At 65.1% G+C, this 25,125-nt stretch carries 24 protein-coding genes; 6 read left to right on the top strand and 18 right to left on the bottom strand.

Annotation, left to right across the window (positions count from 1 at the left end; translation table 11 throughout):
- Positions 1–70 precede the first annotated feature (70 nt).
- Positions 71–712 carry a dual specificity protein phosphatase family protein gene (locus AC1DW9_RS06080; RefSeq protein WP_441504971.1) on the top strand — a complete coding sequence of 214 codons (642 nt, stop codon included), beginning with the start codon at positions 71–73 and terminating at the stop codon, positions 710–712.
- A complete protein-coding gene (locus AC1DW9_RS06085; protein ID WP_441504972.1) occupies positions 709–2,370 on the top strand; it encodes a metallophosphoesterase family protein in 1,662 nt (553 codons plus the stop codon). Before AC1DW9_RS06080 ends, AC1DW9_RS06085 begins: the two co-directional genes overlap by 4 nt.
- On the opposite strand, the gene AC1DW9_RS06090 is transcribed toward AC1DW9_RS06085, so the two are convergent.
- Positions 2,337–3,338, bottom strand: a complete 1,002-nt coding sequence (locus AC1DW9_RS06090) for a LacI family DNA-binding transcriptional regulator (RefSeq protein WP_441504973.1) — start codon at positions 3,336–3,338, stop codon at positions 2,337–2,339. The two genes, AC1DW9_RS06085 and AC1DW9_RS06090, sit on opposite strands and share 34 nt — an antisense overlap.
- Positions 3,339–3,893: 555 nt before the next feature.
- Between AC1DW9_RS06090 and AC1DW9_RS06095 the strand changes: the two genes are divergently transcribed.
- The gene (locus AC1DW9_RS06095) at positions 3,894–4,481 is read left to right on the top strand and encodes a phosphatase PAP2 family protein (RefSeq protein WP_441504974.1); all 588 of its coding nucleotides are present in this window, start codon (positions 3,894–3,896) and stop codon (positions 4,479–4,481) included.
- Positions 4,482–4,674: 193 nt separating this feature from the next.
- Complete coding sequence (locus tag AC1DW9_RS06100; protein ID WP_476775080.1) at positions 4,675–4,956, top strand: hypothetical protein; 282 nt, start codon at positions 4,675–4,677, stop codon at positions 4,954–4,956.
- 273 nt (positions 4,957–5,229) lie between these two features.
- On the opposite strand, the gene gyrB is transcribed toward AC1DW9_RS06100, so the two are convergent.
- From gyrB to mutM, 11 genes are all read right to left on the bottom strand, one after another.
- Positions 5,230–7,650: a DNA topoisomerase (ATP-hydrolyzing) subunit B gene (gyrB, locus tag AC1DW9_RS06105; protein WP_476855054.1), complete on the bottom strand. Its 2,421-nt coding sequence runs from the start codon at positions 7,648–7,650 to the stop codon at positions 5,230–5,232.
- 144 nt (positions 7,651–7,794) lie between these two features.
- Positions 7,795–9,627, bottom strand: coding sequence for a DNA helicase RecQ (gene recQ, locus AC1DW9_RS06110; protein WP_441504977.1), 1,833 nt, complete (start codon positions 9,625–9,627; stop codon positions 7,795–7,797).
- A gap of 77 nt (positions 9,628–9,704) precedes the next feature.
- Entirely contained in the window at positions 9,705–10,319 is a 615-nt protein-coding gene (locus AC1DW9_RS06115; protein WP_441504978.1) for a LysE family translocator, read from the bottom strand.
- Between the two features lie 98 nt (positions 10,320–10,417).
- Positions 10,418–11,542, bottom strand: coding sequence for a DNA replication/repair protein RecF (gene recF / locus AC1DW9_RS06120; protein WP_441504979.1), 1,125 nt, complete (start codon positions 11,540–11,542; stop codon positions 10,418–10,420).
- A gap of 14 nt (positions 11,543–11,556) precedes the next feature.
- Positions 11,557–12,672, bottom strand: a complete 1,116-nt coding sequence (gene dnaN / locus AC1DW9_RS06125; protein WP_069878403.1) for a DNA polymerase III subunit beta — start codon at positions 12,670–12,672, stop codon at positions 11,557–11,559.
- A gap of 157 nt (positions 12,673–12,829) precedes the next feature.
- Entirely contained in the window at positions 12,830–14,332 is a 1,503-nt protein-coding gene (gene dnaA, locus AC1DW9_RS06130) for a chromosomal replication initiator protein DnaA (protein WP_441504980.1), read from the bottom strand.
- Positions 14,333–15,132: 800 nt separating this feature from the next.
- Positions 15,133–15,399, bottom strand: coding sequence for a 30S ribosomal protein S20 (gene rpsT, locus AC1DW9_RS06135; protein WP_069878404.1), 267 nt, complete (start codon positions 15,397–15,399; stop codon positions 15,133–15,135).
- A gap of 188 nt (positions 15,400–15,587) precedes the next feature.
- A complete protein-coding gene (locus tag AC1DW9_RS06140; protein ID WP_441504981.1) occupies positions 15,588–15,977 on the bottom strand; it encodes a RidA family protein in 390 nt (129 codons plus the stop codon).
- Complete coding sequence (locus AC1DW9_RS06145) at positions 15,974–16,972, bottom strand: threo-3-hydroxy-L-aspartate ammonia-lyase (protein ID WP_441504982.1); 999 nt, start codon at positions 16,970–16,972, stop codon at positions 15,974–15,976. The genes AC1DW9_RS06140 and AC1DW9_RS06145 overlap by 4 nt, the downstream gene beginning before the upstream one ends.
- Before the next feature lie 106 nt (positions 16,973–17,078).
- Positions 17,079–17,852 carry an enoyl-CoA hydratase gene (locus tag AC1DW9_RS06150; RefSeq protein ID WP_069878406.1) on the bottom strand — a complete coding sequence of 258 codons (774 nt, stop codon included), beginning with the start codon at positions 17,850–17,852 and terminating at the stop codon, positions 17,079–17,081.
- Between the two features lie 138 nt (positions 17,853–17,990).
- Positions 17,991–18,881: a bifunctional DNA-formamidopyrimidine glycosylase/DNA-(apurinic or apyrimidinic site) lyase gene (gene mutM, locus AC1DW9_RS06155; protein WP_441504983.1), complete on the bottom strand. Its 891-nt coding sequence runs from the start codon at positions 18,879–18,881 to the stop codon at positions 17,991–17,993.
- A gap of 112 nt (positions 18,882–18,993) precedes the next feature.
- Between mutM and ubiE the strand changes: the two genes are divergently transcribed.
- Together ubiE and ubiB are read left to right on the top strand one after the other, a co-directional pair.
- Positions 18,994–19,755 carry a bifunctional demethylmenaquinone methyltransferase/2-methoxy-6-polyprenyl-1,4-benzoquinol methylase UbiE gene (ubiE, locus tag AC1DW9_RS06160; RefSeq protein ID WP_441504984.1) on the top strand — a complete coding sequence of 254 codons (762 nt, stop codon included), beginning with the start codon at positions 18,994–18,996 and terminating at the stop codon, positions 19,753–19,755.
- A 16-nt stretch (positions 19,756–19,771) separates the two neighbouring features.
- The gene (gene ubiB / locus AC1DW9_RS06165; protein WP_476775081.1) at positions 19,772–21,328 is read left to right on the top strand and encodes a 2-polyprenylphenol 6-hydroxylase; all 1,557 of its coding nucleotides are present in this window, start codon (positions 19,772–19,774) and stop codon (positions 21,326–21,328) included.
- A gap of 6 nt (positions 21,329–21,334) precedes the next feature.
- On the opposite strand, the gene AC1DW9_RS06170 is transcribed toward ubiB, so the two are convergent.
- The 6 genes from AC1DW9_RS06170 to AC1DW9_RS06195 all read right to left on the bottom strand — a co-directional run bounded on the left by AC1DW9_RS06170 (position 21,335) and on the right by AC1DW9_RS06195 (position 25,014).
- Positions 21,335–22,528, bottom strand: coding sequence for a serine hydrolase domain-containing protein (locus AC1DW9_RS06170; protein WP_441504985.1), 1,194 nt, complete (start codon positions 22,526–22,528; stop codon positions 21,335–21,337).
- A complete protein-coding gene (locus tag AC1DW9_RS06175; RefSeq protein ID WP_441504986.1) occupies positions 22,525–22,941 on the bottom strand; it encodes a VOC family protein in 417 nt (138 codons plus the stop codon). Before AC1DW9_RS06175 ends, AC1DW9_RS06170 begins: the two co-directional genes overlap by 4 nt.
- Positions 22,942–22,996: 55 nt before the next feature.
- A complete protein-coding gene (locus tag AC1DW9_RS06180) occupies positions 22,997–23,473 on the bottom strand; it encodes a DUF1579 domain-containing protein (protein ID WP_476767502.1) in 477 nt (158 codons plus the stop codon).
- A 45-nt stretch (positions 23,474–23,518) separates the two neighbouring features.
- Positions 23,519–24,058 carry an SRPBCC family protein gene (locus AC1DW9_RS06185; RefSeq protein ID WP_441490546.1) on the bottom strand — a complete coding sequence of 180 codons (540 nt, stop codon included), beginning with the start codon at positions 24,056–24,058 and terminating at the stop codon, positions 23,519–23,521.
- Between the two features lie 42 nt (positions 24,059–24,100).
- Positions 24,101–24,523 (bottom strand): DoxX family protein, encoded by a 423-nt coding sequence (locus AC1DW9_RS06190; protein ID WP_113517055.1) that lies wholly within the window; start codon positions 24,521–24,523, stop codon positions 24,101–24,103.
- Between the two features lie 110 nt (positions 24,524–24,633).
- On the bottom strand, positions 24,634–25,014 hold the full coding sequence (locus AC1DW9_RS06195; protein WP_441490545.1) for an ArsR/SmtB family transcription factor: 381 nt from the start codon (positions 25,012–25,014) through the stop codon (positions 24,634–24,636).
- Positions 25,015–25,125: the final 111 nt, after the last annotated feature.

Here is a 25,125-nt window from a genome sequence, read left to right on the forward strand (position 1 = left end):
GCAAACTCATTCGATCCGGAATTGGCGAGTACCCCTTATGGCTCCGACAAGAGACGTTGCTGCCCCTGAAATGCCCACGCCCCGCTATGACCGGCCGCACATCTCGCGCGTCTACGAGAACCTGCCCGGCTATGGCATCGATCTCTATGTCGGCGGGCGTGAAGGCGCATCCGATATCCCGCTGCTGAAGCGGCACGGAATCACCACGGTGCTCAACTGCGCCGTCAATCTCGACTTCAACTACGTGGCCGAGCCGGCGCCGGACGCGCTGAACGACGTCGATTTCGGGCATGCCCCGATCCGCTACTACAAGCTTGGTATCGTTGACGGACCGGGCAACCCGCAAACCATGATGCTGGCCGGCTATTTTCAGCTGAAGGGCGCACTCGACCAGATTCTGCCGGAGAAGCCATCCTATTCCGTGCGCGAGCGCGGCAATGTGCTGGTCAGCTGCCGGGCCGGGCGCTCGCGTTCCGTCATCCTGGTGGCGCTCTTTCTGCATCTGCGTCTCCCAGCGGAGTTTCCCACCCTGGAGGACGCCATCAATTACGTTCGCGGCAAGCGCGAACTCCGTCCCGACGAGTGGCATGAGACGCCCAAGCCCATGCTGATCGCCGCCGCCGCGCGGACTGCTCGCTGGGCGCGCATGATCGAGGACGACATCGCCGCGCACCCGGAAGAGCATGGCCCTCTGCCGGAGTTGGCTGATTGAACCCAACATACCGCATCGCCGTCATCGCCGACCCGCATGTGCATGACGTCGCCTGGCGACCAGCGGGGGCGGGGCTTACGGGCGCAGTGCGCAGCTGGGCCGATACAGCTGCGTCCACCCGCGTATTCAACGAGAGCCTTCCTGCCTTCCGCGCCGCGCTCGATTGCGCTGTTGCGGAAGGCGCGAGGCTTGTCATCGTTCCCGGCGATCTCACCGACGATGGTCAGCGGCACAATATCGAAGTCGCCGTCGCGCTCATCGCCGAGTACGAGCGTCGCCATGGCCTGCGCGTATTCATGACACCCGGCAATCACGATTTCTGGGCGCTGAAGGGCCGGCCGCAGCGCAAGGAGTTCGTCGGGCGCGACGGCAGCCGGGTCATCGTCGGGAGCCACGCCGCACCGGGTGGCGCCGCGATCTCGTCGCCGGAGACTGCCATGCTCGGCGCGCCCGAGGCGCTGACGCTCATGGCCGATCTCGGCTTCCAACCTCGCACCGACGACCTGCATTTTGAAACGCCGTTTGGCAGCGATGCCCGTTGGAGCTCGCGAACGGTCCGTGCCGCCAGCCCTGACGGAGCCAAGAGCTTTGATATGATCGACGCATCATATCTGATCGAGCCCGTTGCGGGGTTGTGGCTGCTCTCCATCGACGCCAACATCGTCGCGCCGCGCGACGGGGCAACTGATCTCGATGATCCCGCGCAGATGCTCGATCCCTCGGATGGCGGGTGGTCTGCAGTGTTGCGCACGCGTCCGCATCTGCTCCCCTGGATGCGCGACGTCGCCGAGCGAGCGCGGCGCGGCGGCAAGGCTCTCGTCGCATTCTCGCATTATCCGGTGCTGGACGCACTCGCCGGCGCCTCGGCATTGGAGTGCACACTTTTCCCAAGTTCCGGCCTCGCCCGGCGCGCGCCGACCATGGAGGTGGCGCGGTGCTTCACCGAGACCGGCGTGCGTCTTCACCTCTCCGGCCATCTGCACGTGAACGATACCGCCGTGTTCCGGGACGAATATGGGGGCTTCTTCAACATCGCCGTGCCATCGCCGGTCGGCTTCGCTCCGGCGATGAAGCTGCTCGATGTCACCACGGACCACGTGCGGTTACGCACCATCCGTCTCGACGACGTGCCCGGTCACGATGCCGCGTTCGATGACTATAGCCGCGAGGCGGGCGCCGCCGGCGATCCGTCACCGAAGGCTGTCAGCGCCGGCGGCCATCTTGGCTTTCTCGACCGTCATCTGTGCGCCCTCGTCGGCGCCCGTTACATGGCACGCGAATGGCCGCGCGATATGGCGGAGTTCGCACGCACCCACCGCTTCGCCGATCTGGAGAGACTGCTCTGGCCACAGGCAACGCCGGCTGCCAGCACGGGTGACATAGCCCTGACCGCCCTCGCCGAGGACTGGTACCGCTTGCGCAAGGCAGCAGACCTCGCGCTCGATCTGGTGCCTGAAGCGCGCCTTGCCGTCTATCGCCGCTGGATCGACGAACTGCATCATGCCGAAGCCATGGGGCTGGCCGGGCGGCTCATCGCCTTCATCAGCCTGCTCGGGCGCTATCTCGACCGCATGCCGACCCTTGATGTCGCGCTGGATCTCAAGGCGCTCGTCGTCACGCCGTCTCAGGGGCGGACACTGCGCCGCCAGACCGTCTGAGCCGGCAGGTTGATGGGGCCTTCGACCAGGCAGCCGCCCTCCAGGATTGTTGCGATATGGTCGGCCATGCTGTCGAGTGGCTGGCGGAAGGTCGTCAGCTCGTAGGCAGCCCAGCCGGCCTGCGGTATATCGTCGAAGCCGATGACACAGAGATCCTCGGGGACGCGCCGGCCAAATTCCTTCCGCGCCGCATCCATGAAGCCCAATGCCAGCAGGTCGGTGACGCAGAAGACGCCATCCGGCCGCGCCGCCGAGGCGAAAAGCTGACGCGCCGTCTCAGCGCCCGTGGCGTAACCCGTCGGGCCGAAACGGCACAGCTGCACGTCGACCCCGGCCTTGGCGGCAGCAACCGAAAGACTGACTTCGCGCGCCACGATGCTGGGCGTGCCGGCGGTCGAACTGACGACAGCGATGCGCTCGCAGCCAGCGCGCCGCAGCATCATCAGCGCCTCGGCAGCGGCGCCGGAACTGTCGACGAGGATCTGCTGGGTTCCTTCGAGCAGATCGTCGCGATTGATCAGGATGACGCGCTGGCCGTTGGCGACGCAGGTCTCCACGAGCGAGGATGAAGGACTGCCCGACACGACCACGGTGGCGTCCGCGCGGTAATTGAGCGTCTGGCGTAACGCGGCCTCTGTCGCTTCCGCCTGCCCCGCCGTGTTCAAGACCATCACGACCTTGCCCATGGCTTGCAGCCGCCGCGTCACCACATCGAGCAAGGCCGACTGGTAAGGCGTGGCGATTTCGCCGATCAAAAGGCAGACGATGCCGGATTGCTGGCTGGTCAGGCCGCGAGCCAGATGGTTGACGTGATAGCCGAGGTCTGCGGCTGCCCGGAGCACCTTGGCGCGCGTAGACTCCGACACGCTGGCGCCCTCGGTGAAGGTGCGCGACACCGCCGAACGCGACACGCCGGCGCGATCGGCGACTTGCTGGGCGTTGATCGGCGGACGAATCGGCTTGTTCATAGGGAACCCTTTGGCGCGCTCCTGTGCAAATTTGCACAGGGCTCCCAAAAATGGAACCGAACGAGGTCTCTACCAGCAGAAATTATTGTTAGATCGTAATAATTTCTGCTGAACGCAAGCATGTGCAGACGGCTAAATATCTCCGCGTTTCAAGCGCCACTTGCCGAGGCGTCACGGCCCGGAATCGGACATCCGTTACGAGCGGTCCAGCCGTGCTCGCCGCGCGCTCATCGCGCCATGCTTTCGATCGATGCGGAGGCCTTGATGTCGCCGTTGCAAAGCAGAAAGCCGGCGGTCCCGACCGGTGTCATCCCTCTGAGACGGGCTCGATCTCCAGCAGAGCGGCAACAGGCTCGGCATCAGGACGAAGACGATCCCGGAAGCGTCGAGAACGAAGGCTGCGATGAAAATCGGGCCGAGACAGGCTCTCACCCTCCAAGGAGCCGCAGGCGCACGGCCTCCATACGGTCGAGGAAAGGCCGGTAAATTTCATTCGCCCGCCACCGCATCGTGTGCGACAGCCGTCCCCCAAGATCGTGACCGATTCTCTCGCCGATGCTCGCACTCGATACCGAACTGTTCCTTGCTCTCAATGCCGGGCCGAGCCCAAGCTCTTATGTCGCTCTTTTCGCGATAGCGGTCACTCGCTTCGTGATTCTCCTGATTCCCTGCTACATCGTCGTCCTGTGGATCCGCGGCTCTCGAAGGCGGCGCCTTCTCGCCTTTGCCCTCACTCTCGCTCTGGTCATCGCAATGACCATGAGTTTTGTGATCGGGCTCATCGCCTTTCGGCCTCGTCCTTTCATGGTCAGCCTCGGGCACAGCTTGGTCGATCACCGCTCCAGCGCCTCCTTCCCGAGCAATCACGCCCTCGCCTTCGCGGTGGCTGTCGCTGTGCTTGCCTTGGTGCGGCAATATGGGGTGGCCTGCCTTGCTGCCGCGATTGGTGCGCTCGTAGGCTGGTCGCGCGTCTACGTCGGCGTCCACTACCCATCCGACCTCTTCGGCGCGATTATCGTGGCCATTCCAGCGGCCTTGATCTCGCTCGCGGTGACAGCGAGACACGGTGGGTCAATCATCGCAGCGGTCGAGGGCCTGCAGCGCAGATTGCAGACCCGCCTGACGCGAACCAGTCGACGCTGAAAGGGCAACATCCGCGGACATCATCGGAAACCGTGTCGGCATCTCGGTTCAGGTGACGCGCTCTGAAGCCAATTGCCTCCTTTCGGCGACACGCCCGCCTGATCGGGATAGCGTCTAGCATGAGCCTGAGAGCCACATTCCCGTTTGCGGGCCGATACTCTTGGTTTCCCGATCGTGCCGACCGAGGTGATTCATGCTCGAAGCCGTGAAAGATAAAATCGAAGCGGAGATCGTCGCGCTGGTGAGCCAGAACCAGCATCTCATCACGGACTTCGTGGGGCAGAAGGCCTCCGGTCTCATCAACGACGACGCTGCAATGACCGGTTTCGCCCTCAAGCTCTACGGCATGTTGCCGACCATGCTGAGGTCGATCGTCAGTCAGGACACCTTCACGGCCTTCGTGCTCGACAATCGCCAGCGATTGATCGCGGCAATCACCGCGGCAACGCAGGCACCCAACGAAAAGAAACCCTGATGCCCTCGCCTCAGGCCTCAGCGACTGCCCGCGTAGCCGCGGGAGCCCGCAGCGCGATTCCGTCCGCGCGCATCTCGCTACGCCTCTGTTTTCTTTCCCTAACCTCGCTGTCGCACAGATTTGATATCAGCCGATCTGATGGGCATCCCAGGACGCCCCCATCCGACGGCACCCGCGTGCTTGAGTGGTGGTGTTGGCACACCACTCGAGGGAGGCGTCCGTGGAGCAGGGCGGCACGATCGGTCCGGGTCACGGACCGCCAGGGCCGCGCCGTCACGTATCGACGGTCGCGTTCAGTGCGTTGCTTTGGATGAAGTCGCGACGGGGTTCGACGACGTCGCCCATCAGCTTGACGAAGAGATCGTCAGCCTCGTCATTCTGGTCGTTCTTGACCCTGAGCAGCGAGCGCACGTCGCGATCGAGTGTCGTCTCCCAGAGCTGCTCGGGGTTCATTTCGCCGAGGCCTTTGTAGCGCTGGAGCGAGACGCCCTTCTTGCCGATGGCGCTGACCGCGTCGAAGAGATCGCTCGGGCCATTGACGATGTGATCATCGCCCTTGCGGCTGAGCACGCCCGGCGTGGCATAGGCTTCCTGCAGCGAGACGGCTGCCGCAGCGAGCTTGCGCGCTTCGGCGCTCGCAAGCAGGCCGGCATCAAGTACCGCGACCTGCTTCACGCCGCGCACGAGGCGCGAGAAGGTGAAGCTGCCGTCCTCCACCCGGCCTTCCCAGCCGCGCTCGAGATCATCGGAGATCGCGTCCAACCGCCGCGCGACATAGGCCGCGGCTTCGCTGGCCTGCGCCTCGCTCTCGTTGGTCAGCGGATGTAGCGCGCCCGCGATCGCCATCTGCTCGACGATGCGCCGGTCATAACGCGAATGAAGCTGCGACAGCGTGTTGCGTACGCCGCGCGCCTCGTCGATCAGACTGCGCAGGTCGGGACCGGCGCGCTCGATGCCGTCTCCTGTCCGGAAAACAGCACCGTCCAAGGTCGAGTCGACGAGGTATTCCTCAAGCGCGCGCTCATCCTTGAGATAGGTCTGCGACTTGCCGCGCGCCGCCTTGTAGAGCGGCGGCTGGGCGATGAAGAGATGCCCGCGCTCGATCACCTCCGGCATCTGCCGGAAGAAGAAGGTCAGCAGCAGGGTGCGGATATGGGCGCCGTCCACGTCCGCGTCGGTCATGATGATGATCTTGTGGTAGCGCAGCTTCTCGATGTTGAATTCCTCGCGGATGCCGGCTCCGAGCGCGATGATCAGCGTACCGACCTGCTCGGAGGAGAGCATCTTGTCGACGCGCGCGCGTTCGACATTGAGGATCTTGCCGCGCAGCGGCAGCACTGCCTGGTATTCACGGGCACGGCCCTGCTTGGCGGAGCCACCGGCCGAGTCACCCTCGACGATGAAGAGTTCTGATTTGGCGGGGTCGCGCTCCTGGCAATCCGCGAGCTTGCCGGGCAGCGAGGCGATATCGAGCGCGCCCTTGCGCCGGGTCAGATCGCGTGCCTTGCGGGCCGCTTCGCGCGCCGCGGCAGCTTCCGCCACCTTGCCGACGATGGTCTTGGCTTCATTCGGGTGCTCCTCGAGCCAGGTCGAAAGCGCCTGATTGACGATGTTCTCGACGACGGGACGCACCTCGGAGGAAACCAGCTTGTCCTTGGTCTGCGAGGAGAATTTCGGGTCCGGCACCTTCACCGAAACGATGGCCGTCAGTCCTTCGCGGCAATCGTCACCGGTGAGCGAGACCTTTTCCTTCTTCATCATGCCGGAGGTCTCGGCATAGCCGGTGATCTGGCGAGTCAGCGCAGCACGAAAGCCGGCTAAATGCGTGCCGCCATCCCGCTGCGGGATGTTGTTGGTGAAGCAGAGCACGTTCTCGTGGTAGCTGTCGTTCCACCACAGGGCGACATCGACGGTGATGCCATCCTTTTCGGCGCCGAGCACCACCGGCTTGTCGACGACGGGGGTCTTGGCGCGGTCGAGATAGCGCACGAAGGCCTCCACGCCGCCCTCATATCTCAGCTCCTCCCGGACGACCTCGGCATGGCGTGCGTCGGTGAGGACGATGCGAACGCCCGAATTCAGGAAGGCGAGTTCGCGCAGGCGATGCTCGAGCGTCTTGTAGTCGAACTCGACCATCGTGAAGGTCTGGGTCGAGGGCAGGAAGGTGACTTCGGTGCCGCGCTTGTCGCCGGCCGGGCCGACAATGGCGAGCGGCGCGACGGCGTCGCCATGATGGAACTCCATGAAATGCTCTTTACCGCCACGCCAGATGCGCAGCTTGAGCGAGACCGAGAGCGCGTTGACGACGGAGACACCGACGCCGTGCAGGCCACCCGAAACCTTGTAGGAATTCTGGTCGAACTTTCCGCCGGCATGGAGCTGGGTCATGATGACCTCGGCGGCGGAAATGCCCTCCTCGCTGTGGATATCGGTCGGGATGCCGCGCCCGTTATCGGTGACCGTGACCGAGCCATCGGCGTTCAGCGTGACAGTGACGAGATCGGCGTGCCCTGCCAGCGCCTCGTCGATGGCGTTGTCGACCACCTCRTAGACCATGTGGTGCAGGCCMGAGCCGTCATCGGTGTCGCCGATRTACATGCCGGGGCGCTTGCGCACCGCATCCAGGCCYTTGAGRACCTTGATGGAMTCSGCGCCATAGGCAGCGTCTTCAAGGTCGCGGGCAGCATCACTCATGTCGGGGTCCTTCAGCGGGCGAGGCTATGCCCGCGATCGTCTTGATTCGTATCATGAATATAGGCGGGAACGGTGGCTTTTTCACGCGCGTACGCGTACGTGCGCGCAGGGGCAGCCCCGGCGCATCGTGACGAGACTGCCCCGCTATCCCCGAAAGCCAGCGATCGCATCGGCGAAGACCTCGCCATACTGGGCGAGCTTGCGCTCGCCGACGCCCTCGATCCCGCGCATCTGATCGAGCCCGAGCGGCCGCTCGCGCGCCATGGCAATCAGCGTGCGGTCGGTGAAGATGATATAGGCCGCCACGCCTTCCTCGCGGGCAATCGTCAGCCGGAGCTGGCGCAAATGCTCGAACAGGGCAGCGGTGCCTTCATCGAGCCCATCGGCCCGCGCGCCACGCTCGGCAGGGCGACCGCGCCGTACGGGGAGGGCATCGGCCCTGAGCGCGATCGGCTCGCGTCCGAACAAGATGTCTTCGCCCTTCTCCGTCAGGCGGAAACCGCCATGTTCGGTGCTGGCTTCCGCGAGCGCGCCGGCGGCGAAGAGCTTGCGGGTCAGGGCTGCCCAGGCGGCCTTGGGCTTGTCGTTGCCGACGCCGAAGGTCTTCAGCCCGTCATGGTTCTGGCGGCGGACCGCTTCGCTCATCGTGCCGGTCAGGATATCGGCGAGATGCCCGGCGCCAAAGCGCTGTCCCGAGCGCGCCACTGCCGAGAGCAGCTTTCGGGCATCCAGCGTGGCATCCTGGAGCGTCGCCTCTCCAGCACAGAGATCGCAGCGGAATTGTGCTTCCCGATGCCGGCAAGGCGGCGTCTCCTCGCCGAAATAGGCAAGCAGGGAAGAGCGCCGGCAGAGCGCCGACTCGCACAGGTCGGTCATCGCGCTGAGACGCCTATGCTCGATGCGCCGGCGCTCGTCGTCGATCGCTTTCTCGTCGATCTGGCGGCGGCGCAGCGCCATGTCCTCGACGCCGTAGAGGGTGAGCGTATCGGCCGGCAGTCCGTCGCGGCCGGCGCGGCCGATCTCCTGATAATAGCCCTCGATCGAGCCCGGCATGTCGGCATGGACGACGAAGCGGACATCGGGCTTGTTGATGCCCATGCCGAAGGCGATGGTGGCGCAGATCACCACACCATCCTCCTGCAGGAAGAGGTCCTGGTTGCGGTTGCGCTCCTGCTGCTCCATGCCGGCATGATAGGCAAAGGCCTTGTAGCCCTGCTCGCGCAGGCCTTCGGCGAGGCGCTCGGTCCGGCCTCGCGACGAACAATAGACGATGCCGCTGCCGCCGCGATGTCGCTTCAGGAAATCGGCGATCTGGCGCCGCGGCTGGTCCTTCGGGGCGAAGGCGAGCTTCAGATTCGGCCGATCGAAGGAATGAATGACGGTGACAGGCGGCTTCGGGAACAGCTGCTGGGCGATGTCATCGCGCGTCTGCCGATCCGCAGTGGCCGTCAGTGCCGTGACCGGGACGCCGCCGAGCGCCTCGCGAACCTTGGCAAGCAGGCGGTACTCCGGGCGGAAATCATGCCCCCATTGCGAGACGCAATGCGCCTCGTCGATGGCAAGCCGGGCAACGCCGAGCCTGCGCAGCCGAGCGACCAGTCCCTCCCCCGCCAATCGCTCCGGCGAGACGAAGAGCAGACGCAGGTCGCCGGCGTTGAGCTTCGCCCAGGCGTCCGCCGCCTCGCTCTCGCTGTTCATCGAGTTGAGCGAAGCCGCCGCGACACCGGCCCGCGTCAACTGCCCGACCTGATCCCGCATCAGCGCAATCAGCGGCGAGACCACGAGCGTCAGCCCGCCCGTGACCAGTGCGGGCAGCTGATAGCACATCGACTTGCCGGAGCCGGTCGGCATCACCGCGAAGACGTCGTTTCCCGCCAGCGCGGCCGCGATGACCTCCCATTGTCCCGGGCGGAAATCGTCATAGCCGAAGACGGATTTCAGCGTCGCGCGCGCCTGTGATTCGCGAGATTGCGGCATGCCGAAGGGTTTGCCCGAGGCTGGCGGCAATGGCCAGCCCCAAGCCGCGACCATCCTGGGGGCGCTGGAACTGGTTTTCAGCCCCTAGCGGCGATAGCAGCCGCCGCACCGGCCATGACGCCGCCAGTCAGGCGATTGATCCGACGCATCGCCGTCGGGCTCGCCACCAGCCGCCGAGCCCGATCCGCGGCATAGGCATAGGCGAGCATCGTCGAGCCTATGATCAGGGTCAGCAGCAACGCAACCTCGACGAAGGCGAGCATCGTCATCCGGCCGAGATCGACGACAAGAGGCAGGATCGACAGGAAGAACACCATGACCTTGGGATTGCCGAGCGTCAGCGCGATGCCGCCGAAGAACAGCCGCAAGCCCTCCCCGCGGGCACTCGGCGGCTGACGCGGCGCCTCGGCCGGGGCGGTCCAGAGTTTCCAGGCGAGATAGAGCAAATAGGCACAGCCGACATATTTGATCGCGACGAAGAGTCCATGGAAGCCCTGCATCAGCACCGCAAGGCCAAGCGCCGTGCAGGAGAACCAGATCAGATCGCCTGCGACGATTCCCGCCGCAAAGGGAAGCGAGCGGCGAAAGCCGGTGCCGAGCGAGCGCGCAACCAGGGCAGCGACCGCAGGACCAGGCGAAGCGACCGCCAGAAAATAGACGCCGGCAAATACCAGAAGGCCTGTAAGTTCCATGGGAGCAGCCTCTTCAGAGCAGCGGCAACCCTAGCAGAATGCACCCGAGGCGTCTCATTGCGACGCGTGATCTGACCGATCAGCCCAGCTCAAGCACGTCAGCCGATGGCCTCGACCTGCCCGGATGTCACGGTGAAACACTGCGCCCCTGCCGGCAGATCGGTGAACAACGCCGGATCGGCACCCGTCATCCAGACCTGCGAGCCCAGCTCGCCGAGTTCGGCGTAGAGCGCCGCGCGCCGACGCGGATCGAGATGGGCGGCGACTTCGTCGAGCAAGACCAGTGGCGGAAGCCCGCTCATGCTCCGGACCAGCCTCGCATGCGCAAGCACGAGCCCGATCAGCAGGGCCTTCTGCTCGCCGGTCGAGCCCTGCTCGGCCGGGATATCCTTGGCGGCATGGCGAACGAGGAGGTCCGACGCCTGCGGGCCGACAAGGGTGCGCCCGGCCGCGCGGTCGCGCTGGCGCCCCTGCCTCAGGATGTCGCGATAGCGATCCTCGGCATCGAGTGCCGGCAGCCCCGCCACAAGCCGGTCGATCTCGCCTTCAAGGCCGAGCGCGGCACGGGGGAAGGGAGATGCGTCGTCGCCATTGGCCGCGATGATCATCGCCAGTCGGCCAACCGTCTCGGCCCTCGCGGCAGCCACGGCCACGCCGAGTTCGGCGATCTCCCGCTCGATCGCTTCAAGCCAGGACGACTCTTGCGGAGTGTCCTCGAGGATCCGGTTGCGCGAGCGCAAAGCCCGTTCTAGCGCGTTCGAGCGTGTCGCATGGCCTGGATCGACCGCAAGCACGAGCCGGTCGAGGAAGCGGCGGCGGTCGCCGGCCGAGCCACGGAACAAGCCGTCGAGATCCGGGGTCAGCCAGACCACGCGGAGATAGTCGCTGAAAGCCAGCGCCGAGCCGACCTGGACCCCGTCGATGCGGGCAAGCCTTGCACGCCGCCCGTCGCTTTCGCTGCCAAGCCCGATGCCGAGGCGCGGCCCATCCTCCGCGAGCGCAATCGATACGGCGAAGGAGCCCGGGCCCGCCTGGCGCGCCATGTCGGAGAGATCGGCGCGGCGCAGCCCCCGGCCCGGCGCGAACAGAGACACGGCTTCGAGCAGATTGGTCTTGCCGGCGCCATTCTCACCGACAAGCGCAACGATTTGGCCCCCGATCGCGAGATCGAGGGCCTCATAGGAGCGGAAATCCTGAAGGATCAGGCGCGCGACCGTGGTCAAGATGCGAGCGCGGCCTAAACCCGCATCGGCATCAGCACATAGAGCGCAGACGCACCTTCGCGATCCTGGATCACGGTCGGCGAACCGGGATCGGCAAGCTTGAGGAGGGCCGTGTCGCCATCGAGCTGGGCGGCGATATCCATCAGGTAGCGGGCGTTGAAGCCGATATCGAGCGGGCTCGCATCATAATCGACCTCGACCTCCTCGGTCGCCGATCCGGAATCGGGATTGGTGACCGACAGGGTCAGGCGGCCATCGGCGATGGACAGCTTCACCGCGCGACCGCGCTCGGAGGAGATCGTCGAGACACGATCGACCGAGGCAGCGAAATCGCCCTTGTCGACGGTCAGGCGCTTGTCGTTTCCGCTTGGGATCACCCGCTGGTAATCCGGGAAGGTGCCGTCGATCAGCTTCGAGGTCAGCACCACCGCCTGCGTCGCGATACGGATCTTGGTGGCGGAGAGCTCGACCGAGACCTCGGTGTCGCCATCCTCCAGCAGCTTCTGGATCTCCGCCACGGCCTTGCGCGGCACGATCACGCCCGGCATGCCGGCAGCCCCGCTCGGAGCCGCGGTATCCACGCGGGCAAGCCTGTGCCCGTCCGTCGCAACGGCGCGCAGCAGGCTGCGGCCTTCGACTTCGATGGTGTGGAGATAGATGCCGTTCAAATAGTAGCGCGTCTCCTCGGTGGAGATCGCGAACTGGGTCTTGTCGATCAGGCGCTTGAGCTCACCCGCGGCGAGCGTGAAGCGATGCGCCATCTCGCCCGCGGTGATGTCGGGGAAATCGCCCTCGGGCAGGGTTTGCAGCATGAAACGCGAGCGGCCGGAGCGGAGCGTCAGCCCCGCTTCACCCGTCGTCTCGAGCGAGACCTGGGCGCCGTCGGGCAGCTTGCGCACGATATCGTAGAGCGTATGTGCCGGCACGGTCGTCGCGCCCGGCTCCGGGACATCGGCAGGCACCGTCTCGACGACCTCGATATCGAGATCGGTCGCCTTCAGTTTGAGGCCGGCACCGTCCGCGCTCAGCAAAAGGTTCGACAGGATCGGGATCGTGTTGCGGCGTTCCACCACGCGGTGGACATGACCCAGCGACTTCAACAGCGTAGAACGTTCGACCGTGACCTTCATCGTCTGTCTTCTGGCGTGCTAGCGCCCGAGCAGCGGCTGCGCGGGCGACGGAATGGCCCGCGACATTGCAGGACGCGCGCCGGTGGCGCAAGGGCGCTCTCACAACCGGCCACAGCCAAAGCCGCGCTCGCCTTCAGGGCATAGCGCGGCAGGCAGCTCACTCCTGCAGCATCCGCTTCAGGAGATCGACCTCGTCATGCAGCAGGCGATCTTCGGCGATCGCCTTTTCGATCTTGCGCACGGCGTGCAGCACGGTGGTGTGATCGCGGCCACCGAAGCGGCGGCCGATCTCCGGCAGCGAGCGCGGAGTCAGCGCCTTGGACAGATACATGGCGATCTGGCGCGGCTTCACGACTGCCGCGGTGCGGCGCTCGGAGAGGATGTCGGCCCGGCTGACATTGTAGCGGGTGGCGACCAGCTTCTGGATGTCCTCGATCTTGACGCGGCGCGGCTCGCGGGTCCGGACCAGGTCACGGATCGCCGCCTCGGCCGTTTCCAGCGTCACCGCATTGCCGGACAAGGTGGCATGGGCCAGCAGCCGATTGGCGGCGCCGTCGAGATCGCGGCCATTGGCGGTGATGACGCGGGCAACATAGGCGATCACGTCGGAATTGACGTGGAAGCTCGAATGCGCCGCCTGCAGCGACTCGAGCCGGCTTCCGAGAATCTTCACGCGCAGCGCCTCGTCAAGCTCGCCGACCTCGACGACAAGCCCGCCGGCCAGCCGCGAACGGATGCGCTCGTCGAGCGCTTCGAGATCATTGGCAAGCCGATCGGCCGCGACCACGATCTGCTTGCCGGCATCGATCAAGGCGTTGATCGTGTGGCCGAACTCCTGCTGGATCGAGCGCCCCTGGATGAACTGTACGTCGTCGACGATCAGCAGGTCGATGCCGCGCAGCTTTTCCTTGAAGGCGAGCGCCGTCTGCGACTTCAGGGCCGCGACGAAACCGTACATGAAGCGATCGGCCGTGAAATAGGCCACGCGTTTGCCATGATTGCGCGCATCCTGAGCAATCGCCTGCAGGAGATGCGTCTTGCCGAGCCCGACCCCAGCATGAAGGTAGAGCGGATTATAGGGGGTCGATCCGGCCGGGGCCGCGGCAATTCGCTCGGCCGCTGCAAAGGCCAGCTGGTTCGACTTGCCGACGATGAAGCTCTGGAAGTTGAGGCGCCGGTCGAGCATGGTGCCGCAGGCGTCAACAAGCTCCTGCTCACAGGGCAGGGATCCGGCCTCCGCCGAGCGAAGGGCCATGACGGGCTCGGGTGCCGCCGCACGCGGGGCAGCCATGGCAGCCTCGCGGACCGCGGCCGGAATGGCATCCCGGGCAGCCTGGCGCACCGAAAGCAGGATGCCATTGGCAGCAGGCAACTCGGCCAGGCAATGCGCCCGCAGGCGCTCGGCATAATGCGCCTCCAGCCAGCTCTTCAGGAAACGGGTCGGCACGGTGAGATAGGCCACGCCATCGACGAGGCCGCCGATCTCGACACGCGCAAACCAGCTGGAGAAAACATCCTCGCCGAGTTCGGCACGCAGGCGGCGGCGCACGCGGTCCCAGGCTTCAGTCAGGGAAAGCGCTGCTCCCTCCCCCTGGATGCTCGCAGTCGTGGTCGCGATCACAGACGCCGGCACAGCCTTCGCATCGGTAATCTCGTCCATGGCTTGCCGCTCGAACATTTCGTGCCCCATTTCAATATCAAGAGATGCGCTATCGGCGGCGGCTCTTGGTGGACCGCCTGCCGGAGCTGTTGTTTGGACAAAGAGAATGACGCCCACTCGACGGCATGCGCCGGCGGGTGACAGGCTCTCGATCCATTTCTGATTACGCTTAGAAGGCTCGCCGAAGGACGGAGCCGCTACTTCATCTCAACTCAAACAGACAAAGAGCCGCATCCTCTCCCCTCTGGGGCGTGAGCCAAAAACGCCGTTAATCTTTGGAAACCACCGGAGGTCATTGCTGTCCGCCCGGCGATGAAGGGACCTTACAGGGGCGCCTCGAACGGGGGCAATATCCCAGTCAGCCGGCTTCGGAGACTCAAGCCCTTTCAGAGCCCTCATGACCTATGGGCAAGGCAGGCCCAATAGGTTGGGGAACTTAACGTTTTTTTTACGGCGGAGGCTGCGCGCGGAGCGCGAATCTTTTTTTCGGGAAGCGACGGAGACGCAGGTAGAAGCTCCGGCGATTCCCGACAACAGATTCCTTTGCCCGCTAACGTCATGAAAAATATGGGATTTATTTGCGCGGCCAAAAGGCGAAAAAAGCACCTTTTGGCGCCCTGAAACCACAACCGAAGTCAACCCCATAACGCAGCGGAAAGATTACTGAATCGGCCCCGCAGATGAGATTTTTCTCGTCTGCGGCAGTCAGGCTTGCCTAACGGTCGGTTAACACAGCAAACAAAAAGCCCGACCTGACGGCCGGGCTTTTCTTAGTCCGAAACTGCTCTGCAGAACGCCGCTCAGGAAGCGAGAGCGCTGATCCGATGCGCCAGGCGCGAGACCCTGCGCGAAGCGGTGTTCTTGTGAACGACGCCCTTCTGAGCGGCGCGCATGATCTCCGGCTGAGCGGCCTTGAGCGCCTCCGCAGCGGCACCCTTGTCGCCCGAGGCAATTGCCTCCTCGACCTTGCGCAGGAAGGTGCGCATACGGCTGCGGCGCGCCTTGTTCACCTCGGTGCGCCGCGCGATCTTGCGCGTGGCCTTCTTGGCCGACGTCGTATTGGCCATCGATCGTCCTCGTCTTCATTGCGACCGAACACCCGGCGGATTTGCCTGGCGGGTTCGGGCCGCTACCTTGATTGAAATGCATGTGCGGCGGCGGTTGCTTGCGCTAGCCGTCGCGAGACGCTGGCCTATAGTATCTTGTGCGGGCCGCGTCAACGCCGGAATGGCCGTATCACGCCAGGAGCGCCAGATCAGCCCCTTCGGACCGCCACAGCCTCGATCTCGATCAGGTAGCCATGATGCAGCTCGGGCACCGGCACGACCGAGCGCGCAGGGCGGTGATCGCCGAAGGCCTCAGCGTAGATCCGGTTGAACTCGGGCCAGTTGCCCACCCCGACCAGATAGGCCGTAACCTTGACGACATCGGACGGCGCACAGCCAGCCGCCGTGAGGATCGCGAGCATGTTGGCCAGCGCCTGATGCGCCTGGACGGCGAAGGGCTCGGCCGAGCTATGGCTGCCGTCAGGGCGGGGAGCGAGCTGGCCGGAGACGAAGACGAGGTCCTTATAGGCCACGGCATGCGCATAATGCCCCGCCGGGGCCGGCACCTCGGGCGAGGCGATGGTCTCGATCCTGCTCATGCCGAAGGCCCTACGAAGCGTGCGAAGGCAGCAAGATCGACATTGCCGCCGCTGATGATGACGCCGACACGCTTGCCCGTGACCGGAACCGCCCCGGTGAAGGCCGCTGCAGCCGCAAGGCAACCGGTGGGCTCGACCACGAGCTTCATGCGCTCGGCGAAGAAGCGCATCGTCTCGATCAGCGCCGCATCCGGCACCGTGACGATATCCTCGACGAGGTTCTGGATGATCGGGAAGGTGTATTGACCGAGGAAGGCGGTCTGGGCGCCGTCGGCAATGGTCTTGGGCACGTCGATCTTGACGATCTTGCCGCTGCGCAGGGATTGCTGGCCGTCATTGCCGGCCTCCGGTTCGACGCCGAAGACGCGGATGCCGGGGTTGAGCGCCTTGGCCGCGAGAGCCGCGCCGGAAATCAAACCGCCGCCGCCGAGGGGGACCAGCAGGATATCGAGCGGGCCAGCCTCCTCGATCAGCTCCTTGGCGGCGGTGCCCTGGCCGGCAATGACATCGGGATGGTCATAGGGCGGAATCAGGGAGAGGCCGCGGGTCTCGGCCAGCTCGCGGCCGAGCGCATCGCGGTCCTGGCTGTAACGGTCGAAGAGCACGACCTCGGCGCCATAGCCACGGGTCGCCGCAACCTTCGCGGCAGGCGCATCCTGCGGCATCAGGATGACGGTCGGCACGCCGAGCAATTTGCCCGACAGGGCGATCGCCTGAGCGTGATTGCCCGAGGAGAAGGTGACGACACCAGCACGCTTCTGTTCGGCGCTCAGCGCCGAGATCGCGTTGAAGGCGCCACGGAACTTGAAGGCGCCCATGCGCTGCAGGTTCTCGGCCTTGAAGACCAGCGAGGCCTCGGTGCGGGCATTGGCCGTGCGCGAGGTCAGTGCCGGCGTCCGGTGTGCGATGCCTTGGAGGCGACCCGCCGCCGTCACGACATCCTCATAGGTCGGCAGGACGAGCCCGCCCGTGGCGGAAGGAGCGGCAGCGTTCATCTGGTATCCCTAAGCTTCGAAGAGAACCCCCATCGTGTCAGCAAGCGGGGCTGAGCCGCAAATCAAAGATCGTCGGCCCCGGCATTCGCCCCGCTCATGACTGGGTTCAGCGGTTCTTGAAATCCGGCGGCCGCTTCTCGGAGAAGGCGGCCATCCCTTCCTTCTGATCCTGCGTGGCGAAGAGCGAGGAGAACACGCGCCGCTCGAAGCGCAGCCCCTCGTTCAGGGTGACCTCGAAGGCCCGGTTGACGGATTCCTTGACCATCATCACCGAGGGCAGCGACTTCGCCGCGATCGCCTCGGCCGCCTTCAGCGCTTCCGTCATCAGGTCGGCCAGCGGAACGATACGGGCGACGAGGCCGGAGCGCTCCGCCTCGTTCACGTCCATCATGCGGCCGGTGAGGCAGAGATCCATGGCCTTGGCCTTGCCGATCGCCTTGGTCAGGCGCTGCGTGCCGCCGGCGCCGGGAATGACCCCGAGATTGATCTCCGGCTGGCCGAAGCGGGCATTGTCCGCGGCGATGATGAAATCGCACATCATGGCGAGTTCGCAGCCGCCGCCGAGCGCAAAGCCCGCGACCGCCGCGATGATCGGCTTGCGGCGCTGGCCAATGCGGTCCCACGGCTCGAACTTGTCGTCGAGATAGGTCTCGGGGAAGGTGCGGGACTGCATTTCCTTGATGTCCGCGCCGGCGGCAAAGGCCTTCTCCGAGCCGGTGATGACGATGCAGCCGATGCCGGCATCCTTCTCGAAACCATCGATCGCCGTGTTGACCTCGCCAATCAGCTGGCCGTTGAGCGCATTCAGCGCCTGCGGGCGGTTCAGCGTGATGACGCCCACCTTGCCCTTCACCTCGACGAGAATGGTCTCATAAGCCATGGCGGCCTCCCGGATGATGCTTCGCGTGCAGCATTAACGGGGCCCGCGGGCGCGGTCCATGCGCGGCCGCGCAAAGGCGGCTTTCGAACCCTGCGGAAGCCGTGCCGCCGACACCGCTCCGCGCGATATGACGTTGGCTCAGCGCTTCGGTTGGCAGCGCTCGCAATAGAAAGTCGAGCGGCCGGACTGGACGAGCCGCTTCACCAGGCCGCCGCAGCCGGGCGTGACACATTGGTCGCCCTCGCGGTCATAGACCTTGAAGCGGTGCTGGAAATAACCGAGCGAGCCGTCGGCATGGGCGAAATCGCGCAAGGTCGAGCCGCCAGCGGCCACCGCCTCCTCGAGAACCTCGCGAATAATCTGTGCGAGCGCATGGGCTGCCTCGCGGGGCCGACCGGTTGGCGTCGTGATCGTACCGGCCGCCGCTTCCGGATGAAGCCCCGCCCGGAACAGCGCCTCGCAGACATAGATATTCCCAAGGCCTGCCACGAGCCGCTGGTCGAGCAGCGCCGCCTTCAGCGGCGCGAGCTTGCCGGCAAAGAGCTTTGCCAGGACTTCGCCGGAGAGCTCGTTGCCGAGAGGTTCGATTCCCATTCCCGCGAAATGCTTCGAGCTCTCCAGCTCGGCCCGCGGCAGGAGATCCATGAAGCCGAAGCGACGGACATCGTTATAGGTGACGCGCGCTCCCGATCCGAGATGGAAGACGACATGATCGTGCTGCAGGTGCCGGCCGATCTCGTTGTAATAGGCGCCAGGTTCGGTGGGTGGCGTGCCCGGCGCCTCGACCACGAAGCGGCCGCTCATGCCGAGATGCATGATCAGCGCCTCGCCATCATCGAGATCGGCGATCAGGTACTTGGCGCGGCGCGACAGGCCCTCGACCCGCCGCCCGGTCAGGCGCTCGACGAAATGCTCAGGCAATGGAAAGCGCAGATCAGGCCGGCGCTGCTCGACCCGGGCCAGCACCTGGCCGAGCATGGCGGGCTCCAGCCCACGGCGGACGGTTTCGACCTCGGGAAGCTCGGGCATTGCACTTCGCTCTTCAGCATGCGTCGAGACGGGCCGCGACAAGGCTCGCTCGTTTCGCTATTCATCCGGCTCTAGTTACCGCCTCACCAGAACACAAGCTCCGGGCCAAGCCGTGACAGCAGCCTCCGATACCACCCATTTCGGCTTCGAGACCGTGCCGCTCGCCGAGAAACAGGCCAAGGTCGACGACGTCTTCCACAAGGTCGCCGGCCGCTACGACCTGATGAACGACCTGATGTCGGCGGGCCTGCACCGGCTCTGGAAGGATGCCCTTATCTCGACGCTGAAGCCGCCGCGCGACCGGGCTTTCCACCATCTCGACGTGGCCGGCGGCACAGGCGATGTCGCCTTCCAGGTCCTGGAAGCCGGCGGCCCGGCAACCGATGTGACGGTGCTCGACATCAATGGCGAGATGCTGAGCGTCGGGCGCGAACGCGCGCAGAAGCGCTTTCCAGGCGATGGCCGCATCCGCTTCGTCCAGGGCAATGCCGAGGAGCTCAGCCTGCCGGACAACAGTTTCGACGCCTATACGATCGCCTTCGGCATTCGCAACGTGCCACGCATCGACAAGGCGCTGACGGAGGCGCATCGCGTCCTGAAGCGCGGCGGGCGCTTCCTTTGCCTCGAATTCAGCCATGTCGACGTGCCGGTGCTCGACAAGATCTACGAGACCTATTCCTTCAACCTGATCCCACCGATGGGCAGGCTCGTGACGGGAGATGCGGAGCCCTATCGCTATCTGGTCGAATCGATCCGCAAATTCCCGAAACCACAGGTTTTCGCCGACATGATCGCAGCAGCCGGCTTCCGGCGGGCGCGCTTCACGCCCATGACCGGTGGGGTCGTGGCACTGCATTCCGGCTGGAAGCTGTGACGGCCCGCCTTCCAGCATGATCTCCTCAATCGCCCATTTCACCCGCATGGCGCGGGTTGGTTTCGTTCTGGCTCGCGAAGGCGCGCTCGCGCTGGTGGATCCGTCGGTTCTGCCGCCCGCGGCACGTGCGCTGATCAGGGTCGGCCGGCTGATCGAACGCCGGGGCGCCGGCTCCTCGGCCACGCGCCTTGCCGCTGCGATGACCCGGCTTGGTCCGTCCTATGTCAAGTTCGGCCAGTTTCTGGCGACGCGGCCAGATGTGGTCGGGATGAAGATCGCCGAAGACCTGTCGGCGCTTCAGGACAGGATGGCGCCGTTCCCGATGGAGCAGGCCCGCGCCGCGATCGAAGCCGCGCATGGCGAGCCGGTCGAGGCGCTGTTCTCCGAATTCGGCGAGCCCGTCGCGGCCGCCTCGATCGCCCAGGTCCATCGCGCACGGCTGAAGGATGGCTCGGAGGTCGCGGTCAAGGTGCTTCGGCCCGGCATCCGTGACCGTTTCAACCGCGACCTGGCGGCGATGCGCTTCGGCGCCGAACTCGCCGAGAGCCGCTCGCACGAGGCGCGCCGCCTGCGCTTCTCCGGCGTGGTCGAGACGCTGGCGCGCTCCGTCACCATGGAAATGGACCTTCGCCTCGAGGCTGCAGCGCTCTCGGAATTCGCCGAGAACACCAGGGACGATGCCGATTTCCGCGTCCCGAAGCCGGACTGGCAGCTGACGGCGCGCGAGGTGCTCGTCGACGAATGGATCGACGGCATTCGCCTCTCCGATGTCGAAGCGCTGCGTACTGCCGACCATGACCTCGTGGCGCTCGGCCGCACCGTCATCCAGTCCTTCCTGAAGCACGCGATCCGCGACGGCTTCTTCCATGCCGATATGCATCCGGGGAACCTGTTCGTCGATGCGCAGGGCCGGCTGGTTGCAGTCGATGGCGGCATCATGGGCCGGCTCGGCCTCAAGGAACGGCGGTTCCTCGCCGAAATCCTGCTCGGCTTCATCACGCGCGACTACGCCCGCGTGGCCCGGGTCCATTTCGAGGCCGGCTATGTTCCGGCCCATCACGATGTCGCTGACTTCGCCCAGGCGATCCGGGCCGTCGGCGAGCCGATCCATGACCGGCGTGCCGACGAGATCTCGATGGCGAAGGTTCTGACCCTTCTCTTCGAGATCACCGGGCTGTTCGATATGGCGACCCGGACCGAACTCGTCATGCTGCAGAAGACCATGGTCGTGGTCGAAGGTGTAGCGCGCTCGCTCGATCCGCAGCTCGATATGTGGAAGACGGCCGAGCCGGTGGTGCGCGAGTGGATCACCCGCAATCTCGGCCCTCTCGGCAAGATCGAGGAAGTCAGCCGAGGCGCCCAGTCCATGCTCTCGACGCTCGCCAGCCTTCCTGAAACGGCCGCTCGGGCCGAGCGTGTGCTGGGCCAACTCGAGGACGCCTCGCGCCAGGGCTTTGTCCTGGACGAACGCAGCATCCAGGAGATTGGCCGGGCCGAAGCCCGGCGCAACCGCTGGGGCAACTGGGCATTGTGGCTGATCGCGGGCCTGCTGGCCTACAGCATCTTCAGCTGACGCCCCTCAGCCGGCGACCGCCCGATAGGCCAGGACCTGGAATTCCTGGCCGAGGGCGGCGTCTTCCGGACCCTGCATCAGTCTCTGGCTCAGGAAGACCGTGACGAGGTTCCGATGCGGGTCGATATTGAGACTGGTGCCGAACCCGCCTTCCCAGCCATAGCGCCCGGGAACCGCCGAGATCGGATCGGGCTGCGTCGCGATCCCAAGACCGAAGCCCCAGCCCGTGCTCTCCCAGAAGCCCGGGAAGAACGGTGAAACCGCCTTCTGCTCCGGCGTGATCTGATCTTGCGTCATCTGCTCGACCATCCCTGGCGAGAGGATGCCCTGCCCGCCGTATTGCCCGCGCGCCAGGAGCACGCGCGCAAATCTCAGGACATCGTCGGCCGTCGAGACAAGCTCGCAGGGAAAGGCGGGCGCGCGGGCAAACGCGCTTCCGGCGCCGCGATCGAACAGGACGAGCCGGCCCGCGTCCGAATCGAGACGATAGGCGCTGGCCAGTCGTCCGGCCTGGCCCGCCGGCACGCTGAAGCCGGTATCGACCATGCCCAGCGGTCGAAACAGACGTTCCTGCATGAGATCATCAAGCGGCTTGCCGGAAACCCTGGCCAAGAGCACCGAGAGCACGTCGAAGCCGGTATGATACATCCAGACGTCCCCGGGTTGGTGGATCAACGGCAGGGAGCCGAGCCGTTTCATCCAGGCGTCGGGCGACATCTCGGGGCTCATTGGACCGGGCGCGACGCCGGCATCGGCCATTGCCTGCTGGATCGGGTAACGGCCCGGCGGCGCCATGATCGCGCCGATGCCGAGCCTGAGCGTCAGCAGATCGCGCAACGTGATTGATCGGCGGGCCGGCACGGTGTCGTCGAGCGGGCCAGCGATGCTGCGCAGGACCCGGCGGTCCGCCAGCTCCGGCAACCAAGGCTCGACGGCGTCATCGAGCCCGATCGCTCCATCCTCGACGAGCGACAGAGCCACCACCGCCAGCATCGGCTTGGTCATCGAGGCGATGCGGACGATCGCATCGCGACGCATCGGCGCAGCACTGTCGAAATCGGCCAGGCCGAAGGTCTCGACATGCACGTCGTCCGCCCGGGCGATCAGCGTGACGATCCCGGCGACGGCACCGCGCGTGACATGGCCGCGCATCGCGGCGGCCGTGTCGGCGAGGGCCTTTTCGGAGAAGCCAGCGCTCATCCGTTCTTGAACTCGGCATTGACCATCCAATGCGTGCCGAAGCGGTCGGTCAGCATGCCGAAGCTCTTGGACCAGAAGGTCTCCCCGATCGGCATCTGGATCTGGCCGCCCTCCGAGAGCCCCTTGAAGATGCGCTCGGCCTCGGCGACCTCCTTAACCATGACGTTGACATAGACGCTGCGCATCGGGCCGCTGCTGCGGTCCGGCGGCGCATCGGACGCCATCAGCATCTGGCCGTCGAGCTCCAGGCAGGCATGGATGATCTTCTTGCGCCATTCCGGCGAGACGTCGTTCTCCGCCGGCGTGCCTTCATGGCTCATCATCGCGGTGATCTTGCCGCCAAGCACCTTCTGGTAGGTCGTGAACGCTTCTTCGCAATTGCCGTTGAACATCAGATAAGTCGAGAGCTTCATTGGGCTGTTCCCTTGAGAAATGGCCGGTCGCGCCGGCCTTGGATGGCTTGGTGGATCAGATTCTCTGGTAGCGAGCTCTCATGAACTCGCTCCAGTTGCCATCGGCACCGAGAACCTTCGAATAGAACAACCGCTCGGTCGGGCTGCCGATCTCGATGATGTCCCGATATTTCGACGTCGTGCCATCGCCGGAGAAGCTGGGCCCTTCGGATTCGAGCGTCAGGATCTTGCCGCTGTCGTCGAGAGAACCTTCATAGGTCCAGATCATCGCCATCATCGAGCCCAGCCAGGTTCCGACGAAACGGCCCTTTTGGGGGTCAAAGCCGAGCGTGATCTGCATGGTCGCGGGATTTCCGTCGGGCAGCTCGCTCTTGCTCTCCCCGACGATCCAGAGATCGCCGATGGAGCGAACGGTCTCCGAGCCCTTGAAGATCTCCTCCGGCTTGTCGGGCGAGCAGTTCGATTCATAAGCCCAGTTGCCGACGAGCTGCTGAAGCCAGCGATGTTCGTCCTGCGGTTCGACAGTCTGCATGGGTATAGCCTCCTCCTTGCTGGTTCTTCGGGAACTGAGATGGGTCTAGCGCTCGGCCGCCACTTTCAGATTGGCGAGTCCGGTCTCGAAATCGCGCCCGACCATGCGATCGACGTTGAAGAAGACATGCATGATCCGGGTGAGGAACGGCGCTGGGCCGGTCATGGTCCAGATCACCTCGGTGGCGCCGCCGCGAGGCTCGAGCGCGAATGTGACGTCGTTATGAGCCTCGAAGGGCTTGATGAAATCGAGCCTCAATCCAACCTTGCGGGGAGCCGAGGCCTCGACGATCTCCATGCGGCCCTGCCCGACATTCTTGTCGCCGTCCCAGGCATAGACCGCACCGAGGCCGCTTTCCGCGCCGCTGAAGCTGCGCTTCATCGCCGGGTCCTTCTTCTCCCAGGGCGACCAGTCACCCCAGCTCCGGAACCCGTTGATCAGCGGAAAGACGTGCTCCGGCGGTGCGTTGATGGCGAGCGAACGCTGGACGCGAAAGCTGTCGGGCTTCATCGCGGCCAGGACGAGCACGACGACGATGGCGAGGGCGAGAATGGCGACAATGGCCCAAAGAAGGGTGCTGAGCACGGAACGCTCCTGTGACGGATCGAGAGGGAGTGGCGAAAGCTGCTAGGCGCTTCGCAGCGGGATGAGTGCGCGCAGCCTCGGATCGCGCAGGTAGAGTCCGCCCCAGGCCATGAGGCCGAGATAGAGCCCAAAGAAGAGGTGGCTGAAGAGCGGGCTGCCGACGCGCAGATGCGTCGCCATGGCGCCGCCAAGCAGCCCCGTAAGCAGCACGGCGCCAAGAATGGATGTGCGGGGATAGGCATAGAGCAGCGCAATGATCAGCGTCATGGCGCCGAGCCCCCGGGCCAGCTCATTGCTTCCCGAATATCCCAGCTGCTGCAGGGTATCGTTGACCACCTGCAGGGGCGCCAGCTTGATACCGCCGTCGAACAGCAGGAACGCGACGACGACACCGCTCAGCACCCGTCCCGTCCAGAGCTTGGCTCTTGGCTCTGCGAAGGCGGGCTCGGTAATCGATAGAGACATGATGCTCTCCAAAGTTGTTTGATTGGGATCTAAGATCTCATTGCGAGCAGACAAGACCGCCTGGCGAGCAGGCAAAACCGCCTGGATTCCGGGGCGATGACGGGCCGCGATCATTGTCCGTCCGTCCCCTTCGAAGGCGGGCTCAACGACAGCGCCGCATTCTGGTCCTCAGTCCTCAGCTCCAGAATCATGCTCTCCAGCCTGTCCAGGCTCTGGTCCCAGAAGACCCGGTAGTGCTCGAGCCAGGCAGCCACATCGCGCAGCGGGCCGGGATCGAGCCGGCAGGGCCGCCACTGCGCCTCGCGGCCACGGGAGATCAGGCCGGCCTTCTCGAGCACCTTCAGATGTTTCGAGACGGCCGGGAGGCTCATCGCGAAAGGTTCCGCCAACTCCTTGACCGAGGTTTCCCCCAGCGCGAGGCGCGCCAGGATGGCCCGCCGGGTGGGATCGGCGAGGGCAGAGAGCGTGGCGCTGAGGTGGTCCGGCGACATCAACTAAACCGATCGGTTAATTAACTGACCGGTTTACTAATGCACCAAAGCCGTAACGTCAAGCGCCCGTTGCGAGACCGCTGAACGCCCGGCCTGCCGACCATCGGCCGG

The organism is Allobosea sp. P4_E12, from assembly GCF_056401655.1.